This is a genomic window from Variovorax sp. RCC_210 (assembly GCF_041355175.1).
GTDB lineage: Bacteria > Pseudomonadota > Gammaproteobacteria > Burkholderiales > Burkholderiaceae_C > Variovorax.
The window spans coordinates 197290-221235 of record NZ_JBFUPJ010000016.1 but is presented as its reverse complement, the minus strand read 5'-3'; the positions used below and the strand labels follow the sequence as shown (position 1 = coordinate 221235).

General features: G+C 69.2%; 23 protein-coding genes. 11 read left to right on the top strand and 12 right to left on the bottom strand.

Translation table 11 applies throughout. The annotated features are described in order from the left end of the window. Window positions 1–55: 55 nt before the first annotated feature. From AB6807_RS32925 to lnt, 3 genes are all read left to right on the top strand, one after another. Complete coding sequence (locus AB6807_RS32925; RefSeq protein WP_116909611.1) at window positions 56–784, top strand: GNAT family N-acetyltransferase; 729 nt, start codon at window positions 56–58, stop codon at window positions 782–784. 134 nt (window positions 785–918) lie between these two features. Continuing rightward, window positions 919–1797 carry an HlyC/CorC family transporter gene (locus AB6807_RS32920; RefSeq protein WP_116909610.1) on the top strand — a complete coding sequence of 293 codons (879 nt, stop codon included), beginning with the start codon at window positions 919–921 and terminating at the stop codon, window positions 1795–1797. Next, window positions 1797–3383 (top strand): apolipoprotein N-acyltransferase, encoded by a 1587-nt coding sequence (lnt, locus tag AB6807_RS32915; protein WP_371087858.1) that lies wholly within the window; start codon window positions 1797–1799, stop codon window positions 3381–3383. Before AB6807_RS32920 ends, lnt begins: the two co-directional genes overlap by 1 nt. A 3-nt stretch (window positions 3384–3386) precedes the next feature. Here lnt and AB6807_RS32910 read toward each other — a convergent pair whose 3' ends face one another. The 7 genes from AB6807_RS32910 to AB6807_RS32880 form a co-directional block, all read right to left on the bottom strand. Next, window positions 3387–4757: an FAD-binding oxidoreductase gene (locus AB6807_RS32910; RefSeq protein ID WP_371087857.1), complete on the bottom strand. Its 1371-nt coding sequence runs from the start codon at window positions 4755–4757 to the stop codon at window positions 3387–3389. 8 nt (window positions 4758–4765) lie between these two features. Continuing rightward, on the bottom strand, window positions 4766–5617 hold the full coding sequence (locus tag AB6807_RS32905) for an ABC transporter permease (RefSeq protein ID WP_371087856.1): 852 nt from the start codon (window positions 5615–5617) through the stop codon (window positions 4766–4768). Beyond that, window positions 5614–6450: an ABC transporter ATP-binding protein gene (locus AB6807_RS32900; RefSeq protein WP_116909606.1), complete on the bottom strand. Its 837-nt coding sequence runs from the start codon at window positions 6448–6450 to the stop codon at window positions 5614–5616. Before AB6807_RS32900 ends, AB6807_RS32905 begins: the two co-directional genes overlap by 4 nt. Window positions 6451–6529: 79 nt before the next feature. Further along, entirely contained in the window at window positions 6530–7513 is a 984-nt protein-coding gene (locus AB6807_RS32895) for an ABC transporter substrate-binding protein (RefSeq protein WP_116909605.1), read from the bottom strand. A gap of 89 nt (window positions 7514–7602) precedes the next feature. Continuing rightward, entirely contained in the window at window positions 7603–8466 is an 864-nt protein-coding gene (locus AB6807_RS32890; RefSeq protein WP_116909604.1) for a creatininase family protein, read from the bottom strand. A 19-nt stretch (window positions 8467–8485) separates the two neighbouring features. Further along, window positions 8486–9781: an amidohydrolase family protein gene (locus AB6807_RS32885; RefSeq protein WP_371087855.1), complete on the bottom strand. Its 1296-nt coding sequence runs from the start codon at window positions 9779–9781 to the stop codon at window positions 8486–8488. Further along, window positions 9778–10365 carry an NAD(P)H-dependent oxidoreductase gene (locus AB6807_RS32880; RefSeq protein ID WP_371087854.1) on the bottom strand — a complete coding sequence of 196 codons (588 nt, stop codon included), beginning with the start codon at window positions 10363–10365 and terminating at the stop codon, window positions 9778–9780. Before AB6807_RS32880 ends, AB6807_RS32885 begins: the two co-directional genes overlap by 4 nt. Before the next feature lie 179 nt (window positions 10366–10544). Here AB6807_RS32880 and AB6807_RS32875 point away from each other — a divergent pair, with 179 nt between their 5' ends. Further along, window positions 10545–10901, top strand: a complete 357-nt coding sequence (locus AB6807_RS32875) for a hypothetical protein (RefSeq protein WP_371087853.1) — start codon at window positions 10545–10547, stop codon at window positions 10899–10901. A 64-nt stretch (window positions 10902–10965) separates the two neighbouring features. Here the strand turns inward: AB6807_RS32875 and AB6807_RS32870 are convergent, their stop codons facing one another. Beyond that, window positions 10966–11598 (bottom strand): TetR family transcriptional regulator C-terminal domain-containing protein, encoded by a 633-nt coding sequence (locus tag AB6807_RS32870; protein WP_371087868.1) that lies wholly within the window; start codon window positions 11596–11598, stop codon window positions 10966–10968. A gap of 219 nt (window positions 11599–11817) precedes the next feature. Between AB6807_RS32870 and AB6807_RS32865 the strand changes: the two genes are divergently transcribed. Beyond that, window positions 11818–12888: an asparaginase gene (locus AB6807_RS32865; RefSeq protein ID WP_371087852.1), complete on the top strand. Its 1071-nt coding sequence runs from the start codon at window positions 11818–11820 to the stop codon at window positions 12886–12888. A 25-nt stretch (window positions 12889–12913) separates the two neighbouring features. On the opposite strand, the gene AB6807_RS32860 is transcribed toward AB6807_RS32865, so the two are convergent. From AB6807_RS32860 to AB6807_RS32850, 3 genes are read right to left on the bottom strand one after another with little or no spacing between them, the layout of a single operon-like run. Then, window positions 12914–13741 (bottom strand): phosphatase PAP2 family protein, encoded by an 828-nt coding sequence (locus AB6807_RS32860; RefSeq protein ID WP_371087851.1) that lies wholly within the window; start codon window positions 13739–13741, stop codon window positions 12914–12916. An 11-nt stretch (window positions 13742–13752) separates the two neighbouring features. Then, a complete protein-coding gene (locus AB6807_RS32855; RefSeq protein WP_116909596.1) occupies window positions 13753–14574 on the bottom strand; it encodes a metallophosphoesterase in 822 nt (273 codons plus the stop codon). Between the two features lie 7 nt (window positions 14575–14581). Continuing rightward, window positions 14582–15568, bottom strand: a complete 987-nt coding sequence (locus tag AB6807_RS32850; RefSeq protein ID WP_371087850.1) for a diacylglycerol kinase family protein — start codon at window positions 15566–15568, stop codon at window positions 14582–14584. 257 nt (window positions 15569–15825) lie between these two features. Between AB6807_RS32850 and glyQ the strand changes: the two genes are divergently transcribed. The 6 genes from glyQ (at window position 15826) to AB6807_RS32820 (ending at window position 21924) form a co-directional block, all read left to right on the top strand. Then, window positions 15826–16734 carry a glycine--tRNA ligase subunit alpha gene (glyQ, locus tag AB6807_RS32845; protein WP_093130572.1) on the top strand — a complete coding sequence of 303 codons (909 nt, stop codon included), beginning with the start codon at window positions 15826–15828 and terminating at the stop codon, window positions 16732–16734. Then, window positions 16698–17315: a metal-dependent hydrolase gene (locus AB6807_RS32840; protein ID WP_371087849.1), complete on the top strand. Its 618-nt coding sequence runs from the start codon at window positions 16698–16700 to the stop codon at window positions 17313–17315. The genes glyQ and AB6807_RS32840 overlap by 37 nt, the downstream gene beginning before the upstream one ends. Before the next feature lie 95 nt (window positions 17316–17410). After that, entirely contained in the window at window positions 17411–19543 is a 2133-nt protein-coding gene (gene glyS / locus AB6807_RS32835; RefSeq protein ID WP_371087848.1) for a glycine--tRNA ligase subunit beta, read from the top strand. 37 nt (window positions 19544–19580) lie between these two features. Beyond that, window positions 19581–20159, top strand: coding sequence for a D-glycero-beta-D-manno-heptose 1,7-bisphosphate 7-phosphatase (gene gmhB, locus AB6807_RS32830; RefSeq protein WP_116909592.1), 579 nt, complete (start codon window positions 19581–19583; stop codon window positions 20157–20159). After that, window positions 20159–20926, top strand: a complete 768-nt coding sequence (locus AB6807_RS32825) for a 1-acyl-sn-glycerol-3-phosphate acyltransferase (protein ID WP_116909591.1) — start codon at window positions 20159–20161, stop codon at window positions 20924–20926. The genes gmhB and AB6807_RS32825 overlap by 1 nt, the downstream gene beginning before the upstream one ends. Before the next feature lie 17 nt (window positions 20927–20943). Continuing rightward, on the top strand, window positions 20944–21924 hold the full coding sequence (locus AB6807_RS32820; RefSeq protein WP_371087847.1) for a M48 family metallopeptidase: 981 nt from the start codon (window positions 20944–20946) through the stop codon (window positions 21922–21924). Window positions 21925–21998: 74 nt separating this feature from the next. On the opposite strand, the gene thiC is transcribed toward AB6807_RS32820, so the two are convergent. After that, on the bottom strand, window positions 21999–23882 hold the full coding sequence (thiC, locus tag AB6807_RS32815) for a phosphomethylpyrimidine synthase ThiC (protein ID WP_371087846.1): 1884 nt from the start codon (window positions 23880–23882) through the stop codon (window positions 21999–22001). Window positions 23883–23946: the final 64 nt, after the last annotated feature.

Here is a 23946-nt window from a genome sequence, read left to right as displayed (position 1 = left end):
CTTGCAATTGACCCTGCATGCTTGTTGATTAAGGGAAAACCCTTACATTCGACGCATGCTCAACGCCAAGACCTTCCTCAAAGCGTCTCTAGGCCTCGGCTCTTTCCTCAAGGCGCCGATGGTTGAAACGCAACCGCGCGCCGCCAGCGCGCCTCAACCCGTGATGGTGCCGATCCGCTCGATCGGCCCGCGCGAGCGCGAGCGCATCGCCCGCCACCTGCTCGACCTGACCCCGCACGACCGCTACCTGCGCTTCGGCTACGCGGCGGCCGACGAACAGGTGCAGCGCTACGTCGACGGGCTCGACTTCGAGCGCGACGAGCTCTTCGGCATCTACAACCGCCGCCTCGAACTGATCGCCATGTCGCACCTGGCCTTCGCGCCCGGCGACCAGCACAGCGACTGCGCGGAGTTCGGCGTGTCGGTGTCGGCACACGCGCGCGGCCGCGGGTATGGCGCCCGCCTGTTCGAGCGCGCCGTGGTTGTGGCGCGCAACGAGGGCGTGGGCATGCTCTTCATTCATGCGTTGAGCGAGAACGCCGCCATGCTGAAGATTGCGCGCAACGCCGGCGCCACCGTGGTGCGCAGCGGCGCCGAGGCCGAGGCCCACCTGCAGCTGCCCAGCGCCACCTTCGACAGCCGCATGAGCGAGATCGCCCTGGAACACTACGCCGCGGTCGACTTCGCGCTCAAGAGCCGGGCGAAGCAGTTCTGGTCGTTCCTGGCCAGCCTGCAGGAAGTGCGCAGCGGCATGCGCGCGGCACGGCGCAAATCGGGTTCCTGAGCCTCCGCTTTGGGGCGCCGCGCGGACTGGGCATGGCCCACGCAGGGCCCACGCATGGCCTATAACGGCCGTGCGATAGAGGCTGTCACACGCAATCCGGTATCCTTGCGTCTCTTCAACTAAGCCCTCCCGCAGTGGCCGAACCTCACCCTGAACGCGCTCCCGTTGAACGGGAAGACAAGCGCGGCTTCCTCCAGAAGCTCGCCGAATTCATCCACCCCGGACCAGACTCGCGCGACGAGCTGATCGAAACCCTGGCGGACGCCGAGGACAACGAGGTGATCGGCGCCGAGTCGCGCGTGATGCTCGAAGGCGTGCTGCGCATGGCCGACATGACCGCCGGCGACGTCATGGTCGCCGCCCCGCGCATGGACACGGTGAACATCGACGCGCCCTACGACGCGTTGCTGCACCTGGTCATCGACACCGCGCACTCGCGCTTTCCGGTGTACGAGGGCGAAAAAGAAAACATCATCGGCATCCTGCTCGCGAAAGACCTGCTCAAGCTGCAGCGCGCGCCGGGCCTGAACATTCGCGCGCTGCTGCGCCCGGCCACCTTCGTGCCCGAGAGCAAGGGCCTGAACGACCTGCTGCGCGAGTTCCGCGGCAACCGCAACCACCTGGCCATCGTCATCGACGAGTTCGGCCGCGTGGCCGGCCTGATCACCATCGAGGACGTGCTCGAGCAGATCGTCGGCGAGATCGAGGACGAGTTCGACATCGCCGAGGACGAGGGCGACATCTTCGGCCTGGCCGACCACACCTACCGCGTCTCGGGCGACACGCCCATCGAGCGCGTGGCCGAGGCCTTCGGCATCGTGTTCGACGAAGAGCAGCTCAGCGAAGACTTCGACACCATCGGCGGGCTGATCGCGCACGAGATGGGCCACGTGCCCAAGCGCGGCGAGCACCACGCCATCGGCGGCTTCGACTTCGTGGTGCTGCACACCAAGGGCGGCGCGGTGCGCTGGTTCAAGGTGTCCCCGGCCCGCGGCGGCGACGCGGCCGACTGATGCGCGGCACGCCCGCCTCTGGCACGCCGGCCTCTTCTTCCGCCCACCTGTTCCGCCTGCTCGGCTTCGGCGCCGCAGGGCTCGCCCAGGCGCTGTCGATGGCGTCGCCCGTGGGCGGCAAGCCGCTGTGGTGGCTGCAACTGCTGTCGCTCGGCGCGCTGGTGTGGCTGCTCGACGGGTTGCGCGCGCAAGGTGCCGGCTGGCGCCGGGCCGGCCTGCATGGCTGGCTTTTTTCGACCGCCTGGCTCACCGGCAGCTTCTGGTGGCTCTTCATTTCCCTGCACACCTACGGCGGCTTGCCCGCGCCCTTGGCGGTCATCGCCGTGGTGGCGCTGGCTGCGGCGCTCGGGCTCTACTACGCGGCGGCTGCCGCCTGGTTCGTGGTGCGTGGACCGCAGGGCCGGGTAACGGGCGCGCTGGTGTTCGCTGCCTTGTGGACGCTGGCCGAGCTCGTGCGCGGCAGCTGGTTCACGGGCTTCCCGTGGGGCGCGGGCGGCTACGCGCATGTCGAAGGGCCCCTGGCCGCGCTGGCCCCGTGGGTCGGCGTGTACGGCATCGGCGCGGCGGCGGCGCTGGTGGTGGCGCTGGTCGCGCTTCACCGGCCGGTTCGCGCCGTCGAGTGGGCGCAAGGCGTGGCGCTGATCGCGCTGGTGGTCGCCTTGCCGCACCTCGTGCCTTCGCTGCGCGCCGACGTGCAAGGCGACAAGGGCGCCGCCGGCAAGCTCCAGGTCGCGCTGCTGCAGGGCAACATCCCGCAGGACGAGAAATTCATTCCGGGCGGCGGCATCGAGACCGCGCTGCGCTGGTACGGCGAACAGCTGCGCGACGCCAAGGCCTCGCTCGTGGTCACGCCCGAAACCGCCTTGCCGCTGCTTCCCCAGCAGCTTCCGCCCGGCTACCTCGAGGCCATCCAGGCGCGCTACAGCCAGGGCACGCAGGCCGCCATCGTCGGCCTGCCCATGACCGGCCTCGGCGGGCCGGGCACCTACAGCAACTCGGTGCTCGGCTTCCAGCCCGGCGCCGTGCAGGCCTACCGGTACAGCAAGCACCACCTCGTGCCCTTCGGCGAGTTCATTCCCACGGGCTTTCGCTGGTTCATCCAGATGATGAACATCCCGTTGGGCGACTTCGAGCGCGGCGGCCTCGCGCAGGCGCCGTTCCTCTGGCAGGGCCAGCGCATCGCGCCCAACATCTGCTACGAAGACTTGTTCGGCGACGAGATCGGCGCCAACTTCAAGGACGAGGCCACGGCCCCCACCATCCTGCTGAACGTGAGCAACATCGCGTGGTTCGGCGACTCGGTGGCCATCGACGAACACCTGTCCATCTCGCGCATGCGCGCGCTCGAGTTCGCACGGCCGATGGTGCGCGCCACCAACACAGGCGCCACCGTGGTCATCGACGCGCAAGGCCGCGTGACGCACGAGCTGCCGCGCCTCACGCGCGGCGTGCTGGAGGCCGACGTCGAAGGCCGCCGCGGCCTCACGCCCTATGCGCGCTGGGTGGCGCCCTTCGGGCTGTGGCCGCTGTGGATTCTGGCGATGGCCATCGTGGCCGCGGCGTTCGTGCTCGGCCGCCGCCGCTGAACCTCAAGCGGTCTGAGCAGCCTTCACCGGCCAGTCGCGCAGCTTGCCAGGGTTCAGCAGCCCCAGCGGATCGAAGCGTTTCTTCACCTCGATGACCTCCGGCGGCAGCGGCCCGCCGGCCTTGCCGTCTTCCACGATGTTCACGTGCGGGTTGTTGATGTGCACGTGGTGCGCGCGGTGGATGTCGATGATCTCGTTCAGCCGCTCTTCCGTGCTGAAGCGCACCAGCTGCAGCCCGCTGCAGGTCAGCAGCCCCGCCACGTTGCGCAGGAACTCGACGTGCATCATCACCTCGCCGCCCAGCAGCTTTTCCATCTCGATGATCTGCTCGACGTGCTTGCCCGGAATGAAGCCGCTCTGCAGGTAGGTGAGCGTGGGGTCGATCTTCAGCGCGTGCAGCGTCGTGTGGTTCCAGGTGAACTCCATCAGCGTGCGGTTGCTCTTCTGCACCTCGGCCGCCGTCTTGCGGTAGCCCACGGTGCCGCCGTGCGCCTCCACCAGCAGCATCATGGCCGGCTCGTTCGACTCGGCCACCAGCGACAGCACCGTGTGGCAGCCCTTGGGCAAATGCGCCGCCAGCTGCGCCAGGTGCTCGCCGATGGGCGCCGCGAAGAAGGTGACGCCGCGCTTCACGATGCCCGGCGCGTTCGCGAGCTTGTCGGCGAAGTTCAGCGCGTTCTCGAAGCTGTCGAAAGTGACCAGCGTTTCCAGCCACGGGTGCGCGGGCGCCAGCGCGATCTCCAGCTCCAGCACCAGCCCGTTGGTGCCCCACAGGTGGTGCATGCGCATGGCGTCGGGGCCGCGCAGTTCCACCATCTGCGGCTCGGCCTCGATGGTCATCGCGCGAATGCCGATCACGTTGCCCGGCGCGCTCAGCGGCCCGTAGTTGAGGGAGCCCACGCCGCCGAAGCCGCCGCCGAAGAGCCCGCCCAGCGTCGCGCTGCGGTAGGTGGAAGGCACGCAGCGCATTTCCTGGCCGGTGGGCTTGGTCTGCTTCTCGAGCTCGCCCAGGCGGATGCCGGCCTGCGCGCGCGCCACGCCGGGGCGCACCCACAGGCAGGCGTTGTAGCCCGTCATGTCGAGCACCACGCCGCCGGCCAGCGGCGTGGTCTGGCCGTAGTTGCCGGTACCGCTGCCGCGGATGGTGATGGGCACGCCGCGGCGCGCGCAGGCACCGACCACCGAGCGGATTTCTTCTTCGGTGCGCGGTCGCACGACCACGTCGGCGCGCTTGTCCTTCAGCTGGCGCGTGAGCACCGGGCTGAACCAGGAGAAGTCTTGCGAGAGGCGCGTAACGCGGCCCTCGTCGGTGATCCAGTCGAGGTCGGGGAGCTCGAGCAGCAGCTGCTCGATGACGGAAGCGGGAGCGTTCATGGTTGGGTTCAATCCTGGGAAAGTTCGCTCGCATGCCACGAGCCCAGCGCCACCTTGGTGAGCCAGGCCATCAGCACGAAGAGCGCGACGCCGGTGAGGGAAATGAGCAGCAGGGCGGCGAACATGCGCGGAATGTTCAGCTGGAAGCCCGCCTGCAAGATCTGATACGCCAGCCCCGCGCCCGAGCCGCCCGTGCCGGCGACAAACTCCGCCACCACCGCGCCGATGAGCGCCAGGCCGCTGGAAATGCGCAGCCCGCCGAAGAAGTACGGCAGCGCGCTCGGAATGCGCAGGCGCACCAGCTGCTGCCAGCGCGTGGCGCGGTTCAGCTTGAAGTAGCTCTGCAGGTCGGGGTCGATGCTGCGCAGCCCCAGCGTGGTGTTGCTGATGATGGGGAACAGCGCCACCAGCGCCGCGCACACCGTCATGGCCGCCACCGGGTTCTTCACCCAGATGATGATCAGCGGCGCCACCGCCACGATGGGCGTCACCTGCAGCAGCACCGCGTACGGAAAGAGCGCGGTCTCGATGCGCTTGCTCTGCACGAACAAAAACGAGATCAGCACGCCCGCCACCGTGGCCAGCAGGAACGACAGCACCGTGATCTTCAGCGTGACCAGCAGCGCGTTGCCCAGCGGGCCCCAGTCGGTCACCAGCGTCTGCATCATCAGGTAGGGCGAGGGCACCAGGTAGGCGGGCAGCTCCATGGCGACCACCATCCATTGCCACAGCGCCACCAGCACCACGCCGATGAGCACCGGGTACAGCACGCGCTGCACGCGCGGCTGGGCCAGCAGCGGCGTGGGCGCCTTCTTCGTCGGCAAGTTCTTCGGCTTGTTCTTCTGTTGCGTCGCGGTCATGGCGCAGCCTCCTCTTCGGTGGTGCTGGCGCGCAGCAGGCTGTCCTGCAGCTGCTTGGCGTAGCGCGCGAACTCGGGCGTGACCATGAAGTCGGCCTTGCGCGGATAGGGCTCGTCGATGCGGAACTGCTCCACCACGCGGCCCGGCCGCGCGGCCATCATCACCACGCGGCTCGACAGGAACACCGCCTCATGAATGGAGTGCGTCACGAAGATCACCGTGAGCTTCTTCTTGCGCCACAGGTCGAGCAGGTCGGCGTCGAGCTTGTGGCGCGTGATTTCGTCGAGCGCGCCGAAGGGCTCGTCCATCAGCAGCAGGTCGGGCTGCGTGACCAGGCCACGCGCGATGGACACGCGCATCTGCATGCCGCCCGAGAGCGCGCGCGGCAGTGCGCTGGCAAACTTTTCGAGCCCCACCAGCGCGAGCGATTCGGTCACGCGCGCATCGGCCTCCTTGCGCGGCACGCCCGCCAGGTCCAGTGGCAGGCGCACGTTGGTCTGCACGCTGGCCCACGGCATCAGCGTGGCCGACTGGAACACGAAGGACATCTTTCGCGTGCTGTCCTGCAGCTGGCTCACCGGCTTGCGCCACACCAGCAGGCGGCCGTCGCTGGGTTCGAGCATGCCCGCCACCATCTTCAGCAGCGTGCTCTTGCCGCAACCCGAAGGGCCCAGCAGGGTGACGAACTCGCCCTCGGCGATGGACAGGTCTACCGGCAGCAGCGCCTGCGTGCCGTTGGGGTAGGTCTTTTCGGCCGAGAGTATTTCGACGGCGGGCACCGAGGGTGCGAGCTCCGGCGGTGGCGCCAGCGTGTGGGGTTCGATGCGATTCATGCTTGGGGCCTTTCGAGAACGGCCGCAACGCGCGGCCGCCTGGTTTCAGGGCTGAACAGGGTCCAGCGCGTCGAACGCGTCAGGGCAGGACCTTCGCGTCCTTCACGAACTCGGTCGTGTAGGTCTTGGCCAGCTCCACCTTGGCGGGGTCGAGCAGCTTCGCGCTCACCAGGAAGTCGTAGCTCGCCTTGGCGCGCGCATCGGTCATCACGCCGATGCCGAGCTTGGCGGCGTCGCCGCCGGTGATCATTCCCATCTCCTTCAGCTTGGCCACGCTGTAGGCGAGCTGGTCGTCGGTCATGTTGGGGTTGTCCTTCTTGATCAGCGCGTTGGCGGGCGCCGGGTCGGCCAGGTAGCTCTTCCAGCCTTCGGCCGAGGCCTTGACGAACGCGGCGACCTGCTTGTTGCGGTCCTTCAGCGTCTTCTCCATGCACGACACGGTGGTGGCGTAGGCCGGGAAGCCGTGGTCGCTGAACATCAGCACGGTGCTCTTCACGCCGGCCTTTTGAATGGCGTAGGGCTCGGAAGTGAGGTAGCCCTGCTGCGCGGTGTTCTTGTCGGCCACGAAGGGCTGGATGTTGAAGGTGTAGGGCCGCGTCTGTTCGTCGGTGAAGCCGAACTTGGTCTTCAGCCACGGCCAGTAGCCGCGTTGCGCCTGCGCGCCGATGAGCAGCGTCTTGCCCTTCAGGTCTTCGAACTTCTTCACGTCGTCGTGCGCGATGAGCACCTGCGGGTCCTTCTGGAAGAAGGCCGCCACGTTCACCACGGGCACGCCGCCTTCGCGCACCTGCATCATCTGGATGTCGCTCGAACCCATGATGCAGTCGGCCTGGCCGGCGGCCATCATCTGGGTGATGTTGACCTGCGGGCCGCCCATCTTGATGGTCACGTCCAGGCCGTACTTCTTGTAGATGCCCTGCGCCACGGCCTGGTAGAAGCCGCCGTGCTCGGCCTGCGCGTACCAGTTGGTCATGTAGGTGAACTTGTCCTCGGCCTGCGCGGGCGCGGCGGCGAGGAAGGCGATGGCGGCGGCGCCGGCCAGGGACAGAGCGAAGGAGCGCATGGAATGGACCTCTCGAGGGCTGGGTGAAGTGAAAAAAAAGGAAAACGGTGAAGGGGCCGATGCAAGAAGCAGGCTCGGCCGGGTTCAGGTCAGGCCGGCGTGAAGCTCTGCTGGATGAAGCCCTGCTGGTGGCCGCGCTCCCAGGTCGCTTCTTCGCGCACGACCCAGCGCAGCGCGTGGAGCTCGGTCAGCGCCTGCACCCAGCTGTCGGACAGCGTGTCCAGAATGGCCTCGCCCTGTTCGCGCGTGGCAGTGGTCGGGTCGCCGATGACGCCGCTGGGGCCGAAGTCGCGCGCCGTCCAGGCGCAGGCCGGGCGGCCGTCGGCCGACAGCAGCTTGATGGGGAAGGGCGGCGGAAAGTTGGCCACCGCGCGCTCCATGTGCACCGTCTCGGGCGCCAGCGCGAGCATCAGCGCGGTCTCCGAATGGCCGGCGTGCATCGCGAGCTTCTTTTCCTGCTCGCTCACCTGCTTGCTGGCCGCGCTCGGCAGGCGGGACACGCCGTGCGGCACGATCACGAAGTCGCCGTGGCGCAGGCGCAGCTCGCGCGCCGCCATCTCCAGCACCTGCGGCTGGCCGCCGTGGCCGTTGGCGAACAGCAGCTTGCGAAAGCCCGAGCGGTAGACCGACTCGCCGATCTCGATCACGGTCGACAGCAGCGTGGTGCCGGTGAGCGTCATGGTGCCCGGAAAGTGCAGGTGCTCTTCCGACTTGCCATAGGTGATGGTCGGCAGCGCGAAGGCGCGCACGTCGGCCGGCAGCTTTTCGAGCGCCTTGCCCATCACGCCCGAGCTGATGACGCTGTCGACCGAGCACGGCAGGTGCGGGCCGTGCTGCTCGATGGCACCGCAGGGCAGCACGATGACGGTGTTCTCGCGGTCGGGCAGGGCGGCGATTTCGGTCCAGCTCAGGTAGGGCAGGAAGCGGTGGGGCGGGATGTAGCCGTGGAGCATGGGGTGTCCTTGGGGTTCGTTACCGGGGGAGGAAGGGCGTGGCGTCGCCGCGCGTCACGCGGCCGTCGCGCAGCACCACGCGGTTCGCGGTGCGCGAGGGCCAGCCGTGACGGTCGGCGTCGGTGAAGAGCACCAGGTCGGCGGGCGCGCCGACCAGCGTCGGCTGGGCGGGGGCGGGCTCGCGCCGCAGCCAGTCACCGCGGCACAGCGCCTGCGACCAGGTGTCGAAGGGCTCGTCGAGCTGCGCCACCAGCGCGGCCGTGCCCAGCGCCTCGACCGGGTCGAAGCTGCCGAGGCGGCAGAAGGGGTCTTGCACGTTGTCGCTCGCGAACAGCAGCGGAATGCCGCGCTCGCGCGCTTCCTTCACCAGCGTGATGCCGCGCTGGCGCGGCGTGCGGCCGGTGACGGCGTCCTGCAACAGCAGGTTGGTGGCGGGCAGCGACACCACGGTGATGGGCGCGCGCGCCACCGCGTCGAGCGTGGCGAAGGCCTGCGCCTCGGGCTGGGCCGCCAGCGCGCAGATGTGGCCGCAGACCACGCGGCCTTCGTAGCCGATCTCGCGCAGGATGCGCGCCGTGGCCTGCAGCCCGACCGCCGCGGCGTTGAGCTCTTCGTCCACATGCAGGTCGATGTCCAGGTCGCAGGCCTGCGCCGACACCAGCAGGTTGCGCAGCGCGTTCTCGCTCCAGTTGGTGGAGTGCACGAAGCCGCCCAGCAGCGCGTGCGGGCCGGTGGCCTTCACCTGCCGGGCCAGGCGCAGGGCTTGCGCCGCGTCTTCGAACAGCGGCAGCTTGATGAGGCTCACCTGCTCCAGGCGCACCTTGCCGGCCCACTCCTGCGCCAGCTCGGCCATCACGGGCCAGGCCATGGGCAGCGACTCGGGCTCCCACCAGTCGACGTGCGTGCGCACGTGCGTGGTGCCGCATTCCCAGGCCCACTGCAGGCCGCGCGCGGCGCGCTCGCGCACGTCGGCGGACGTCCAGTGCACGCGGTCGGCCAGCATTGCGTCGATGGCGCCGAGCAGGCCGGGCTGCACCTGTTTCATGCGCGGCAGCGTGAAGGCCTTGTCGAGGTGCGTGTGGGCGTCGACGAAGCCGGGCAGGGCGAGCGTGCCGGCCAGGTTCCATGCGGTGGCGGCGCTGCCTTCGGTGGCGGGGCTGCCTTCGGCGTCGGCCACGGGGTGCACGGCCTGCACGCGGCCGGCTTCGATGGCGATGCGCGCCAGCACCGGCACGCCGTCGTGCTGCGGCCAGTCGGTCGGCAGCAGCCAGCGCGGCAGCCGCACGTTGTCGAGCAGGGTTGGCGCGGTGCTCATGCGAAGCGCGCCATCGCGTTGCCGACCTTCGCCATGAAGCGCTTCAGCTGGGGTTCGGTCGCCACGTTCATGTGGTAGTGGGCGTGGTAGTCCACCTTGGCGCCCTGGCCGGTAAGTCGTTTCATGTACCGCGTGACGATCTTGCGCGGCGGGTCGCCCATGTACATCGCCACCCAGCGCGGCCGGCCGTAGGTGACCACGGCGCTGATGCGCTTGATGTGCGTGAGCATCGGCTTCACGTTGGCCGGGTCGCTGATGTCGAAGGCCACGCCCGGCATGAAGATCCGGTCGAAGTAGCCCTTGAGCATGGCCGGCAGGCCGAAGCACCAGGTCGGAAAGCAGAACACGATGCCCTCGGCCCACTGCAGGCGCTCGATGTAGGGCTTCAGCGGGATCTGGTTGGCCGGCACCTCGTGGTAGCCCAGGCGCTCCTCGCGCGAGAGCACCGGGTTGAAGCCTTCGGCGTACAGGTCGCAGTCGTCCACCTCGTGCCCGGCGGCGCGCAGGTTCGCCAGCACCTCCTGGTGCAGGGCGGCATGGAAGCTGGTTTCGACCGGATGGCAGTAGATGACGAGCACGCGCATGGTGTTTGACCGCTTAATCAGAGCAAGTGGTCAGGTTATGCAAGCGACGTGCCAGAGCGAGTGCACCGGGTTGGGGCGGGCCTTCTCTTCAAGCGCCCCTTCAGTTCCGCCGGGGCTTGCCGATATCCGAGGGGCGGGCGCGGAGGGCGCGCGCCTTTCCTGCTTTTCTGATCGGCGACATGACGGAACCTTGGCTTCGATGGGCGAGTGGCGCGCGGTGTGCGGGGGCGCCTGTTGCCGGCGCGCTGGCGCTGGCACTCGCGGGCGTCGGCACGCTCGTGCCGCTGCCGTCCCGGGCGGAGTCAGGCTATGGCAGCGGCAGCGCCTCGGCGCGCGTGCACATCACCGTGGTCGTGCCGCCGGTGTTTCGTGTGCTGCAGGTCACGCCGGTGGCCGACGGCTACGAGTACCGGGTGTGGACCAACATGAAGCTGGTCGCCATCGGCGGGCGCGAGTACCGCTTCGACCACGTCGGCGAAAACACGGTGCGCGTGCCCACGGCGCCCGGAGACACCTGGATCGTGCACGGGCTCTAGGCCGCGTCAGCCCTGACAGCCCTGACAGCCCTGACAGCCATGCAGGCCCTGCAGCCCCGCGGCTTCAGGTCTTGATGCCGCACCCGTTCAGCACGAAGGTCACCAGCTCGCGCGCGATCGGCTCGCGGTCGATGGGCGCGTCCGGCGGCAGGCCGAGCATCACGCGCGTCTGGATGGCGTAGTCGGCGTAGCTCTGGGTCATGGCCCACACGTGCATCAGCAGGATGCGCGCGTCCAGCGGGCGCATCTGCCCGCGCGCGATCCAGCCGTTGATGATGTCGACCTTCTTCTGCGTCCAGGCCCGCGCGTTGGGCCAGTAGCGGTCCAGGTTGCGCCCGCCGTCGAGGATTTCGCGCGTGAAGATGCGTGACATCTCGGGGCTGTCGATGGCGTGGTCCAGCTTCTTGCGGATGTAGTCGCCCAGCACCGTGGCGGGGTCGCTCGCGTCCTCGAACGAGAACACCACCTTCCACGCGTGCAGCACCTGCATCAGCAGCTCTTCGTAGAGCTCTTCCTTGCCCACGATGTAGTAGTGCAGCTGGGGCTTGGTCAGGCCGGCGCGCGCGGCGATGGCCTGGGTGGACGTGCCCTTCAGGCCGTGCAGGCTGAACTCCGCGACCGCCGCGGTGCGGATCGCCGCCATGATGCGTTCGCGCCCGGGCCGCGCGCGCGACAGCGGCCCCTCGGGGGCGGGCATTTCCTGGGCGGGAGAGGCGGCGAGGGCTGCGGAATCTGCGGAGGAGTCTGCTGAGGAATCGGCGTTCATGGCAAGGCGGGCTGCAGAGGGGCGCGGTCGATGGTAATCCTTCGCGCATGGCTGCATGCGATGCCGGCATGGACGCGCGGTGCATGCGGGCATGGTTCATGTATCTTCCTCGCCGCCTCGAAAGATTCCACTTCAACACAGGAGCTCTCCATGTACCTTTCTCCCCGTTTCAGGGCCCTCGCGGCCGGTGCCGCCCTGCTGGCGGCCAGCGCGCTCGCGCAGGCGCAGCAGGCACTGCCCAACGTGGTGATCCTTGCCACCGGCGGCACCATCGCGGGCGCAGGCGCCTCGGCCGTCAACAGCGCCACCTACGCGGCGGCGAAGGTGGGCGTGGAGAAGCTCATCGCCGGCCTGCCGGAGCTTTCCAAGGTGGCCAACGTGCGCGGCGAGCAGGTGTTCCAGGTCGCATCGGAAAGCCTCACCAACGACAACCTGCTGACGCTGGCCAAGCGCGTGTCGGCGCTGTCGAAGCAGCCCGACGTGGACGGCATCGTCATCACGCACGGCACCGACACGCTCGAGGAAACCGCCTACTTCCTGACCCTCACCGTGCACACCGCCAAGCCCATCGTGGTGGTCGGCTCGATGCGCCCGGGCACCGCGCTGTCGGCCGACGGCGCGCTCAACCTGTACGACGCCGTGAACGTGGCGGGCAGCAAGGACGCCATGGGCAAGGGCGTGCTGGTGACGATGAACGACAACATCGACAGCGGCCGCGACGTGAGCAAGAACGTCAACATCAAGACCAGCGCCTTCTCCAGCCAGTGGGGCCCGCTGGGCATGGTGGTGGAGGGCCGGAACTACTGGTTCCGCGCGCCGGTGAAGCGCCACACCATGAACTCGGAGTTCAACATCGACAGCATCAACGCGCTGCCGCCGGTGGAGATCGCCATGGGCTACGAAGGCGTGTCCTCGGTTGCCATCGACGCCATCGCCAAGAGCGGCGTGAAGGCGCTGGTCCATGGCGGCACGGGCAACGGCTCGGTGGCCGACCGCATCGTGCCCAACCTGCAGAAGGCGCGCGCCGACGGCGTGATCGTCATTCGCAGCTCGCGCGTGCCCGACGGCTTCGTGATCCGCAACGCCGAGCAGCCCGACGACAAGTACGACTGGGTGGTGGCGCACGACCTGCGCCCGCAGAAGGCGCGCATCCTGGCGATGGTCGCGCTGACCAAGACCAGCGACACCAAGGAACTGCAACGCATCTTCTGGGAGTACTGATCTCCCGGGCCTGGCCTGGCCCGGTTCAGGCCAGCGCGCGCCGCAGCTTGCGGTGCCGCGCGTATTCCAGGCTGCCCACGCACACCAGCAGCCAGGCCAGGCCGGTCAGCAGGCCGGCGGCCACATCGCTCGCGAAATGCACCTGCAGGAAGATGCGGCTGCAGGCGATGGTGACGATGGCCCCGGCGGCGGCCATCGCGCCCGGCACATGCCAGCGCGGCGGCATGGTGCGCAGCAGCAGGTACAGCAGCATCCCGTAGCTCACGATCGCGCCCGCGCTGTGGCCGCTGGGAAAGCTGTAGCTGGTCTCCAGCGCCAGCCCGTGGTCGTGCAGCGGCCGGGCCCGCGCGAAGATGTGCTTCAGCGCCGGGTTCAGCACCACGATGCCGCCCAGCGCCATCACCCAGCCCAGCGCCAGACCGCGGTGCCGGTGCCACCACAGCACGGCCGCCACCAGCACGCACACCGGCGCCAGGAAAGCCGCGTCGCCCAGGTGCGTGACCCAGCTGAACACCACCAGCGCAGCCCACGGCAGGTGCGCGGCGATGGCGTCGGTGAGCGCGTGGTCGGCCTGGCCGACCACGCGGCCGTCGGAAATGTTCGACGCGATCCACGCGAACAGGCTGGCCGCCAGCAGGATCAGCACGAAGCCCGACGCCAGCCCGAGCGCGATGCGCGGCTCGCTGGGCTCGTCGGTGTCCAGCGTGTTGAAGTGGCGCTTCTGCAGCACATGGCAGACCGCGCCGGCTCCCAGCACGGCGACCGCGAGCAGCGAGACGAACCAGGGCAGCGCATGCGCGCCGAGCTGCTGCGCGGTGAGAACCAGGGAGGAGAGGGGGGCTTCCGTCGACATAGCGGCGCACCCTAAGGCTGCGTCGCTTCGCTGGCAAGAGAAAGCCCGAATACTTCGGCGCAGCCGAAGGCCTTGTCGCGCGCCACGTAGTCCCAGCGTTCCACCCGGCACGCGCGCCGGCCTTCGACCATGTCCGGGCGCACCACGTTCACCGAGTTGGGGTGCCCCGCGCGCACCCGCCACGACGTGGCCGTGCCCGCCTGCACCGCCCATGCCGTGCGCGCGCAGCCCGCGAAGGCGTCGTGCAGCGGCCGCACGAAGGGCAGGTGGATGTGGCCGCCCAGCACCAGGTCGGCGCCCGCCGCCGTCCAGCGCGCCACGGCCTTCTCGCGGCCGTGCAGGCGGTTGCCCAGGTCCTGCGTGCGCGTGACCATCACCGGCTGGTGCGTCACCACCACGCGCACCTGCGACGGCAGCGCGGAAGCGAGCCGCTGCGCCACCCGCTCCACCTGCGCCGCCGAGACCGCGCCGTCTTCATGGCGGTACCAGCGCGTGGTGTTGACCGTGACCACCAGCCACTCGGGCGACTCGAACACCGGCTCCAGGTCGTCGCCGAAGGCCTGGCGATAGCGCGCGTAGGGCGCGAACACGCGCGCGGCCAGCTGGTACAGCGGAATGTCGTGGTTGCCCGGCACGGCCAGCACCGGCGCGCCCAGCCGGTCGGCGAAGGCGCGCGCCGCCGCGAACTGCGCCACGGTCGCGCGCTGGGTGATGTCGCCCGAGAACACGACCAGCCCCGGCGCCAGCGCGTGCGACAGCCGCTCGAGCGCCTGCAGCACTTCGGGCTGCTCGGTGCCGAAGTGCGGATCGGAAATCTGCAGGAGGCAAGTCATCGGCAGCTCATTCGCGGGCGGCTTCCAGCTCGGGCGCAGTCTGCGCGGGCCGCACCAGCCACAGCGGCTCGGGCGACACGCGAAACAGCAGCGGCATGTCGACCCAGCCGATCTCGCCGTCGGTCGCCACCTTCACGCGGCGCGGGCCCCGCGGGCCCACCGGACCGAGCGCCCGGCCGCCCTTGACGGTGAGCGACTCGAACGGAAAGCTCAGCACCTCGTCGGCATCGCCCAGCCGGCCCAGCGCACCGCGCACCAGCAGCCCCGGCATCGACAGCGGCCCCACCGGCTTCAGCGCGATGGCGGCGAGCTGCCCCTGCTCGGGCGCGTCGGCCTCGGCGATGCCGACCTGGTGCAGCTGCAACGGGTTGTTGCCGACGAACAGCGTGGGCGTGCGAATGTCGCGCTCCTTGCCGCGCCAGGCCATGCGCAGGTTCCAGTGCCGGTGGCCGCGCAGCACCGTGAGCAGCCCGGCACCGAACGCGATCCAGCGGCTGCGGCCGAAGCGCGACTTGTAGCTCTCGCGCTCTTCCAGCAGCTCGGCGTACAGGCCCATGCTGGCGTTGACCAGGAACACGCGGTCGTTCACCAGCCCGACCTGCACCGCCCGGGGCTGCTCGGTCAGCAGGATGTGCAGCGCCTGCGCGGTGTCGCGCGGAATGCCGTGGGTGCGGCTGAAATAGTTGAAGGTGCCCTGCGGCAGCACGCCGAAGGCGCAGCCGCTGCCCAGCGTGGCCTGCGCCACCGCGTTGATGGTGCCGTCGCCGCCCGCGGCCACCACCACGCCGCCGGCCGCGCGCGCCCGCTCGACCGCTTCGCGCGCCAGCGCCTGCACCCGGCCGGGGCCGTCGACCACGAAGATGCGCAGGCGCCGCCCGGCCGCGGCGCAGCCCTCTTCGATGACCCGGCGCGCCTCGGCCGCGTCCTCGCTGCCGGAGCCGGCGTTGAGCACGATGAAAAGAGGAGCGTCGGGTGTGGGCTCGGGCACGGGCATGTCCAGGGGTCCAGGGAAAAACGGGGGAGGGCGGGTGGAAAGCGGCGGAAAAAAGAGAGGGATGGCGCCCGCCGCGGTCCGTCGCAAGCGACGGGTTGGCAGTTGTCGCACCCGCCGCGCGGCCTCGCCAGCAGGCGACTTCCCGCGCCGCTGTGGGAGAGTTGCCCTCCGAACGTAAAATCGCCCGCTTTCGCGGCGTGTCGCCGCGCTACCCGTCCACGCTACCGTCCAATGTCCGGCCCCTGCCGGCCAGCTTCATGTTGACCTTCCAGCAAATCATTCTCAAACTGCAGTCGTACTGGGCCGACAAGGGCTGCGCGCTGCTGCAACCGTACGACATGGAAGTGGGCGCGGGCACCTCGCACACCGCCACCTTCCTGCGCGCCCTCGGCCCCGAGCCCTGGAAGGCCGCCTACGTGCAGCCCAGCCGCCGCCCCAAGGACGGCCGCTACGGCGAGAACCCCAACCGCCTGCAGCACTACTACCAGTACCAGGTCGTGCTCAAGCCGGCGCCCAGCAACATCCTGGAGCTGTACCTCGGCAGCCTCGAGGCCCTGGGCTTCGACCTGAAGAAGAACGACATCCGCTTCGTGGAAGACGACTGGGAGAACCCCACGCTCGGCGCCTGGGGCCTGGGCTGGGAGGTGTGGCTCAACGGCATGGAAGTGACGCAGTTCACCTACTTCCAGCAGGTCGGCGGCATCGACTGCAAGCCCATCACCGGCGAGATCACCTACGGCCTGGAGCGCCTGGCCATGTACCTGCAGGGCGTGGACAACGTCTACAACCTGACCTGGACCGATGGCCTGAGCTACGGCGACGTCTACAAGCAGAACGAGGTCGAGCAGTCGACCTACAACTTCGAGCACAGCGACGCCGAGTTCCTGTTCACCGCCTTCAATGCGCACGAAAAGCAGGCCAAGCACCTCATGACCGAGCAGCTCGCGCTGCCGGCCTACGAACAGGTGCTGAAGGCCGCGCACAGCTTCAACCTGCTGGACGCGCGCGGCGCCATCAGCGTGACCGAACGCGCCGCCTACATCGGGCGCATCCGCAACCTCGCGCGCAGCGTGGCGCAGAGCTACTACGAAAGCCGCGAGCGGCTGGGCTTCCCGATGGCGCCGCGCGAATGGGTCGCGCAGATGCCGCCGAAGAAGGCGGCCTGATCCGCTTCACGCCCGCTGCTGCACCACCGATGCCCACCGTCTTCACCCACGTCGCCGTTCCCGTCTGCGCAGCCCTTGCGCTGGGCACGCGGCGCGTGCCGGTGCCGGCGCTGCTGGCGGGCATGGTCGCGGCCATCGCGCCCGACTTCGACGGCCTGGCCTTCAAGCTCGGCATCGCCTACGGCGGCATGGCAGGGCACCGCGGCTTCACGCACACGCTGCTGTTCGCGCTGCTGCTGGGCCTGGTCGGCTGGTGGCTCGCGCCGCGCTGGGGCATGCGCCGCGCGGTGGGCTGGGCGTGGATTTCGCTGTGCACCGTGTCGCATCCGCTGCTGGACATGCTGACCAACGGCGGCATCGGCATCGCCTTCTTCTGGCCGTTCAGCGACGTGCGCTACTTCAGCCCGTGGCGCCCCATCGAGGTGTCGCCGATCGCGCTGAAGAAGTTTTTCTCGCCGCGCGGCGCGGCGGTGCTGTTCAACGAGATGGTCACCGTGTGGGCGCCCTTGCTGGCGGCCGCGGTGCTGGTGCTCGTCGCGCGCCGCCATGTGGAGCGGCGCGACGGCGCCGTCGCCTCATGAATTCGACTTTCTCTTCTTTCCCCTCCACGGCGCCGCTTCGCTGCGCGCCCGTGACCGGTGCCGCTCGCGGCCCATTTCCAACAACGCTCTGAGCCATGTCGTCTGCCAGCCTTCTTGTCGAACTGTTTGTCGAGGAATTGCCACCCAAGGCGCTGAAGAAGCTCGGTGACGCCTTTGCCGGCGTCCTGCGCGACCAGCTCGTGGCGCAGGGCCTGGCCGAGCCGGGCGCCGTGCTCACCGCCTACGCCTCGCCGCGCCGCCTGGCCGCGCACCTCACTCACGTGGCCGAGCGCGCCGCCGACAAGGCCGTGTCGCAAAAGCTCATGCCCGTGGCCGTTGGCCTCGACGCTGCTGGCCAGCCCACGCCCGCGCTGCTCAAGCGCTTGGGCGCGCTGGGCGCCGACGCCTCGGCCGTGCCCGGCCTGAAGCGCGCGATGGACGGCAAGGCCGAGGCCCTGTTCTACGAAAGCACCGCCAAGGGCGCCACGCTGGCCGAGGGCCTGCAGAAGGCGCTGGCCGAAGCCATCGCCAAGCTGCCGATTCCCAAGGTCATGACCTACCAGCTCGAAGAAGGCAGCGAGCTGCCCGGCTGGAGCAGCGTGAGCTTCGTGCGCCCCGCGCACGGCCTGGTGGCGCTGCATGGAAGCACCGTGGTGCCCATCGAGGCCCTGGGCCTGAAGGCCGGGCGCGACACGCACGGCCACCGCTTCGAGGCGGCCGTCGACCCCGTGGTGCTGCGCGACGCCAACAGCTACGCGCTGCAACTGCAGGAAGAGGGCGCCGTCATCGCCAGCTTCGAGGCCCGCCGCGCAGAAATCGCGCGCCAGCTGGCCGCCGCGGCGGTGAAGGTCGGTGGCGGCTCCGTGCCCATCCACGACGACGCGCTGCTCGACGAAGTCACCGCGCTGGTCGAGCGCCCCAACGTGCTGGTCTGCAGCTTCGAGCGCGAGTTCCTCGAGGTGCCGCAGGAATGCCTGATCCTCACGATGAAGGCCAACCAGAAGTACTTTCCGCTGCTCGACGCGCAGGCCAAGCTCACCCACCAGTTCCTGGTGGTCAGCAACATCAGCCCCGACGACGCCAGCGCCGTCATCGGCGGCAACGAGCGCGTGGTGCGCCCGCGCCTGGCCGACGCCAAGTTCTTCTTCGACCAGGACCGCAAGAAGAGCCTGGCCTCGCGCGTGGAGTCGCTGGGCAAGGTGGTCTATCACAACAAGCTGGGCACCCAGGGCGAGCGCGTGCAGCGCGTGATGCACATCGCGCGCGGCATCGCCGAAAAGCTCGGCGATGCGAAGGTCGCCGCGCAGGCCACGCAAGCCGCCCAGCTGGCCAAGGCCGACCTCGTGACCGACATGGTCGGCGAGTTCCCCGAGCTGCAGGGCACCATGGGCCGCTACTACGCGCTGCACGACGGCCTCGACGCCGCGGTGGCCGACGCCATCGAAGACCACTACAAGCCGCGCTTCGCCGGCGACGAACTGCCGCGCAACACCGTGGGCGTGGTGGTGGCGCTGGCCGACAAGCTGGAAACGCTGGTCGGCATGTTCGGCATCGGCAACCTGCCCACCGGCGACCGCGACCCCTTCGCGCTGCGCCGCCATGCGCTGGGCGTGCTGCGCATGCTCATCGAGAAAGACCTGCCGCTGGGGCTCGACGCCCTGCTGCAGGACGCCGCCGCGCAGTTCGGCGGCATCGCCGGCTTCGACAGCGGCAAGGCCACGGTCGAGCTGCAGGACTTCGTGCTCGACCGCCTCGCCGGCAGCCTGCGCGAGCAGGGCGCCAGCGCACAGGAAGTCGACGCCGTGCTGGCCCCGCGCCCGCAGCGCCTGGGCGAAGTGCCCAAGCTGCTGGCGGCCGTGCGCGCCTTCGCTGCCTTGCCTGCCGCCGCCGCGCTGGCCGCGGCCAACAAGCGCATCGGCAACATCCTGAAGAAGGCTCCCGAAGCCGACGCGCACGTGAGCGAGCTGCTGCTGCAGGAGCCGGCCGAGAAGGCGCTGCACGCCGCCATGGCCCAGGTGGTGCCCGCCGCCAACGCGCAGTTCGACGCCGGCGACTACACCGCCTCGCTGCAGACGCTGGCCGCGCTGCGCGAGCCGGTCGACGCCTTCTTCGACGGCGTGATGGTCAACGCCGAGCAGGCCGATCTGCGGCTGAACCGGCTGGGCCTGCTGATGTCGCTGCACGCCGCGATGAACCGCGTGGCGCAGCTCGAGCGGCTGGCGGCCTGACCCCCTTCACGACGCCTCCTCCAGGAGTGTCCCCGCCATGAAACTCGTCATCCTCGACCGCAACGGCACGATCAACGTGCACCGCGAAGACTTCGTGAAGAGCGACATCGAGTGGACGCCGCTGCCCGGCGCGCTCGAGGCCGTGGCGCGGCTCAACCATGCGGGCTGGCACGTGGTGATCGCGTCGAACCAGTCGGGCCTGGGCCGCGGGCTGTTCGACATGGCCTCGCTCAACGCCATGCACGCCAAGATGCACAAGATGCTCGCGGCCGTGGGCGGCAAGGTCGATGCGGTGTTCTATTGCCCGCACAGCCCCGACGAGGGCTGCGACTGCCGCAAGCCCAAGCCGGGCCTGTTCCTGCAGATCGGCGACCGCTACGGCATCGACCTGAAGGGCACGCCCACCTGCGGCGACAGCCTGCGCGACCTGCAGGCCGGCGCGGCCGCCGGCTGCGAGCCGCACCTGCTGCTCACGGGCATGGGCGCGGCCTGCCGCGGGGTCGATCCGCTGCCTTCCGAATACCCGGCGAACACGATGGTCCACGACGACCTTCCCGCCTTTGTCGATTTCCTGCTTGCGCGCGAAGCGCAGGCTGCATTGCAGGTGTCTATTTGATGGCGTTTTTTCGTTCCGTTCTCCACGCGCTGTGGATGCTCGTCACCGTGGTGCCCTGGGGCATCATCATGTGCGTCAGCTCGATCTGGAAGCGCGGCATTCCGCTGTACTGGATGGCCGAGCGCTGGCTCGGCTGGGCCATCGGCGGCGCGCGCGTGCTGCTGGGCATCAAGACCCGCGTGAGCGGCATGGAGAACCTGCCGACCGACGCGCTCGCCGGCGCGGTGCTGCTCGTAAAGCACCAGTCCACGCTCGAGACCTTCCTGATGCCCACGCTGATGCCGCACCCGCTGGCCTACGTGTTCAAGAAGGAGCTGATCTACGTGCCCTTCTTCGGCTGGGCGATGGCGCGGCTGGACATGATCCACATCGACCGCAGCCAGCGCGCGCAGGCTTTCAACAAGGTGGTCAACCAGGGCCGCAAGCTGCTGGCGCAGGGCATCTGGATCATCATGTTCCCCGAAGGCACGCGCATTCCGCGCGGGCAGAAGGGCACCTACAAGAGCGGCGGCACGCGCCTGGCGTGCGAGACAGGCGTGCCGGTGATTCCCATCGCCGTCACCTCGGCCAAGGTGTGGCCGCGCAAGGCCTTCATCAAGCGCCCCGGCGTGGTGGACGTGTCCATCGGCCCGGCGATTTCCAGCGTGGGCCGCAAGCCCGACGAGCTGATGCGCGAGGTCGAGGCCTGGATCGAGGCCGAGATGCGCCGCCTCGACCCCGAGGCCTACGCCGACAGCCCGCAGCCCGTGCAGGAAGCGGTGCACTGAAGACGAAAGAGCCCGACATGGGGGGACTGCTCCAGTTCACGATGGACCTCTTCGAGGGGCTGGGCAGCGAGTTCGCGCCACCCGCGCCTGCGCCCGCACCGGCACCTGCGCGGCCGCCGCGGGCGAAGAAGCCCCGGGCGGCGACACCGCCGGGCTTGCCCCTGGCGCCGCCCGCACCCGTCGATTTGCCTGACCTGCACGCGCCACCCGCCGTTCCACTGTCCGACACGCTCGCGCTGGCCAGCTTCGTGCACCCGCAGGCCTCGCGCGAAGTGGTGCTCGGCGCCGCGTGCGTGGCCTACGAGTTCAAGCGCGGCAAGCGCAAGACCATCGGCTTCCTGGTCGGCGCCGAAGGGCTGTCGGTGCGGGCGCCGCGCTGGGTGGCGCTGCGCGATGTCGATGCGGCCATCCACGAGAAGTCCGACTGGATCCTGCGCAAGCTCACCGAGACGCAGCAGCGCCATGCGCGCGTGGAGGCCACGCGCATCGAGTGGCGCGACGGCGCGCTGTTTCCGTTCATGGGCGAGACGGTGGTGATCCGGCTCGACCCGAAGCACGGCTTTGCCAGCGTCGGCGGCACGCTGGACGCGGCGCAGGGCGACGAACCGCGCGTGCTGCGCCTGGCGGTGGCGCAGAACGCCCAGCCCTCGCAGATTCGCGACGCGGCGCAGGCCTGGCTCATGCGGCAGGCGCGGCGCCTGTTCATCGAGCGGCTGGACCACTTCGCGCCCCTGCTGGGCGTGCGCTGGGCGAAGCTGTCGCTGTCGAACGCGGCCACGCGCTGGGGCAGCGCGAGCGCGGACGGCTCGATCCGGCTGAACTGGCGGCTCATTCATTTCCGCCTGCCGGTGATCGACTACGTGGTGGCGCACGAGCTGGCGCACCTGCGGGTCATGGACCACTCGCACAGGTTCTGGGAAACGGTGGAAAGCGTGGTGCCCGACTACGGCGTGCTGCGCCAGCAGCTGAAAGACGAAGCGGTGCCGCGCTGGGCCTGAGCCCTTCGGGGCTCACCCGTTGAACCGCCTTCCGGCGCCGCGCAACGGCACCGCCGGAAGGCAAGCTCAGGCGGTCAGGAAACGGCGCGAATGGGGATGTACATCTCCCCGCCGCCCGCCATGAACTCCTTCGACTTTTCCTGCATGCCCTCGGCCATGGCCGCGCTTTCGGCCACGCCCTTCTTCGCTGCGTACTCGCGCACTTCCTGCGTGATCTTCATCGAGCAGAACTTGGGCCCGCACATCGAGCAGAAATGCGCGACCTTGCTGGAGTCCTTCGGCAGCGTCTCGTCGTGGAACTCGCGCGCGGTGTCGGGGTCGAGGCCCAGGTTGAACTGGTCCTGCCAGCGGAACTCGAAGCGCGCCTTGCTCAGCGCGTCATCGCGCGAGCGCGCGCCCGGGTGGCCCTTGGCCACGTCGGCCGCGTGCGCGGCGATCTTGTACGCAATGATTCCCTGCTTCACGTCGTCGCGGTCGGGCAGGCCCAGGTGTTCCTTGGGCGTCACGTAGCACAGCATCGCGGTGCCGGCCCAGCCGATCATGGCCGCGCCGATGGCGCTGGCGATGTGGTCGTAGCCCGGCGCGATGTCGATGGTCAGCGGCCCCAGCGTGTAGAACGGCGCTTCGTGGCAGTGCTTGATCTGCTCGTCCATGTTGGCCTGGATCATGTGCAGCGGCACGTGGCCGGGGCCTTCGATCATGGTCTGCACGTCGTGCTTCCACGCGACCTGCGTGAGCTCGCCCAGCGTGCGCAGCTCGGCGAACTGCGCCTCGTCGTTGGCGTCCGCGCCCGAGCCCGGGCGCAGGCCGTCGCCCAGCGAAAAGCTCACGTCGTACGCCTTCATGATGTCGCAGATGTCCTCGAAGTGCTCGTAGAGAAAGCTCTCCTTGTGGTGCGCGATGCACCACTTGGCCATGATCGAGCCGCCGCGCGACACGATGCCCGTCATGCGGTCGGCCGTGAGGTGAATGAACGGCAGCCGCACGCCGGCGTGGATGGTGAAGTAGTCGATGCCCTGCTCGGCCTGCTCGATCAGCGTGTCGCGAAAGATCTCCCACGTCAGGTCTTCGGCCACGCCGCCCACCTTTTCCAGCGCCTGGTAGATGGGCACGGTGCCGATGGGCACGGGCGAGTTGCGCACGATCCAGTCGCGCGTGGTGTGGATGTTCTTGCCGGTCGACAGGTCCATCACGTTGTCGGCGCCCCAGCGAATGGCCCACACGAGTTTTTCGACCTCTTCCTCGATGCTCGAGGTGACGGCGGAGTTGCCGATGTTGGCGTTGATCTTCACCTTGAAGTTGCGCCCGATGGCCATCGGCTCCACTTCCGGGTGGTTGATGTTGGCGGGAATGATGGCGCGGCCGCGGGCCACTTCGTCGCGCACGAACTCGGGCGTGATGATGCGCGGAATGGTGGCGCCCATCGGGTTGCCCCGCACGCGCGTGGCGCGTTCCTCGTTGGCGAGGTACTCGGCCATCCACTCGCGCTTGCCGTTCTCGCGCAGGGCCACGTACTCCATCTCGGGCGTGACGATGCCGCGGCGCGCGTAGTGCATCTGCGTGACGTTCGCGCCCGACTTCGCGCGGCGCGGCGTGCGCTGCAGCGCCGCGGCACCGGCGCGCAGTTCGGCCAGGCGTTGCGCATCGCGGTCTTCGTTCTTCGCGCCGTCGTCCAGCGCGTGGTGCGTGCGGCCCTGGTAGGTCTCGGTGTCGTCGCGCTCGGCGATCCACGCGGCGCGCACGTCGGGCAGGCCGCGGCGCACATCGATCTCGACCTTCGGGTCGGTGTAGGGGCCCGAGGTGTCGTACAGCGACACGGTCTCGCCGTTGGTCAGCTGCACGTCGCGCACGGGCACCAGCAGGTCGGGCCGGCTGCCCGGAATCACGCACTTGTGCGACGCCGGAAAGGGCTCGCGCGTGAGCGAAAGCAGCGTGGTGAACTTGTCGGGGGCATTCATCGGGAGGCACTCCTTGTGGGGGAAAGGGTGCTCCGCAATCGCTCGATGGACTTCGGCAAGGCCC

Excerpts from the sequence above, each read along its gene's own strand:
- AB6807_RS32925 (WP_116909611.1), top strand. The coding sequence starts at position 56 with ATGCTCAACGCCAAGACCTTCCTCAAAGCGTCTCTAGGCCTCGGCTCT.
- lnt (WP_371087858.1), top strand. The coding sequence starts at position 1,797 with ATGCGCGGCACGCCCGCCTCTGGCACGCCGGCCTCTTCTTCCGCCCAC.
- AB6807_RS32910 (WP_371087857.1), bottom strand. The coding sequence starts at position 4,757 with ATGAACGCTCCCGCTTCCGTCATCGAGCAGCTGCTGCTCGAGCTCCCC.
- AB6807_RS32905 (WP_371087856.1), bottom strand. The coding sequence starts at position 5,617 with ATGACCGCGACGCAACAGAAGAACAAGCCGAAGAACTTGCCGACGAAG.
- AB6807_RS32900 (WP_116909606.1), bottom strand. The coding sequence starts at position 6,450 with ATGAATCGCATCGAACCCCACACGCTGGCGCCACCGCCGGAGCTCGCA.
- AB6807_RS32895 (WP_116909605.1), bottom strand. The coding sequence starts at position 7,513 with ATGCGCTCCTTCGCTCTGTCCCTGGCCGGCGCCGCCGCCATCGCCTTC.
- AB6807_RS32890 (WP_116909604.1), bottom strand. The coding sequence starts at position 8,466 with ATGCTCCACGGCTACATCCCGCCCCACCGCTTCCTGCCCTACCTGAGC.
- AB6807_RS32885 (WP_371087855.1), bottom strand. The coding sequence starts at position 9,781 with ATGAGCACCGCGCCAACCCTGCTCGACAACGTGCGGCTGCCGCGCTGG.
- AB6807_RS32880 (WP_371087854.1), bottom strand. The coding sequence starts at position 10,365 with ATGCGCGTGCTCGTCATCTACTGCCATCCGGTCGAAACCAGCTTCCAT.
- AB6807_RS32875 (WP_371087853.1), top strand. The coding sequence starts at position 10,545 with ATGACGGAACCTTGGCTTCGATGGGCGAGTGGCGCGCGGTGTGCGGGG.
- AB6807_RS32870 (WP_371087868.1), bottom strand. The coding sequence starts at position 11,598 with ATGCCCGCCCCCGAGGGGCCGCTGTCGCGCGCGCGGCCCGGGCGCGAA.
- AB6807_RS32865 (WP_371087852.1), top strand. The coding sequence starts at position 11,818 with ATGTACCTTTCTCCCCGTTTCAGGGCCCTCGCGGCCGGTGCCGCCCTG.
- AB6807_RS32860 (WP_371087851.1), bottom strand. The coding sequence starts at position 13,741 with ATGTCGACGGAAGCCCCCCTCTCCTCCCTGGTTCTCACCGCGCAGCAG.
- AB6807_RS32855 (WP_116909596.1), bottom strand. The coding sequence starts at position 14,574 with ATGACTTGCCTCCTGCAGATTTCCGATCCGCACTTCGGCACCGAGCAG.
- AB6807_RS32850 (WP_371087850.1), bottom strand. The coding sequence starts at position 15,568 with ATGCCCGTGCCCGAGCCCACACCCGACGCTCCTCTTTTCATCGTGCTC.
- glyQ (WP_093130572.1), top strand. The coding sequence starts at position 15,826 with ATGTTGACCTTCCAGCAAATCATTCTCAAACTGCAGTCGTACTGGGCC.
- AB6807_RS32840 (WP_371087849.1), top strand. The coding sequence starts at position 16,698 with ATGGGTCGCGCAGATGCCGCCGAAGAAGGCGGCCTGATCCGCTTCACG.
- glyS (WP_371087848.1), top strand. The coding sequence starts at position 17,411 with ATGTCGTCTGCCAGCCTTCTTGTCGAACTGTTTGTCGAGGAATTGCCA.
- gmhB (WP_116909592.1), top strand. The coding sequence starts at position 19,581 with ATGAAACTCGTCATCCTCGACCGCAACGGCACGATCAACGTGCACCGC.
- AB6807_RS32825 (WP_116909591.1), top strand. The coding sequence starts at position 20,159 with ATGGCGTTTTTTCGTTCCGTTCTCCACGCGCTGTGGATGCTCGTCACC.
- AB6807_RS32820 (WP_371087847.1), top strand. The coding sequence starts at position 20,944 with ATGGGGGGACTGCTCCAGTTCACGATGGACCTCTTCGAGGGGCTGGGC.
- thiC (WP_371087846.1), bottom strand. The coding sequence starts at position 23,882 with ATGAATGCCCCCGACAAGTTCACCACGCTGCTTTCGCTCACGCGCGAG.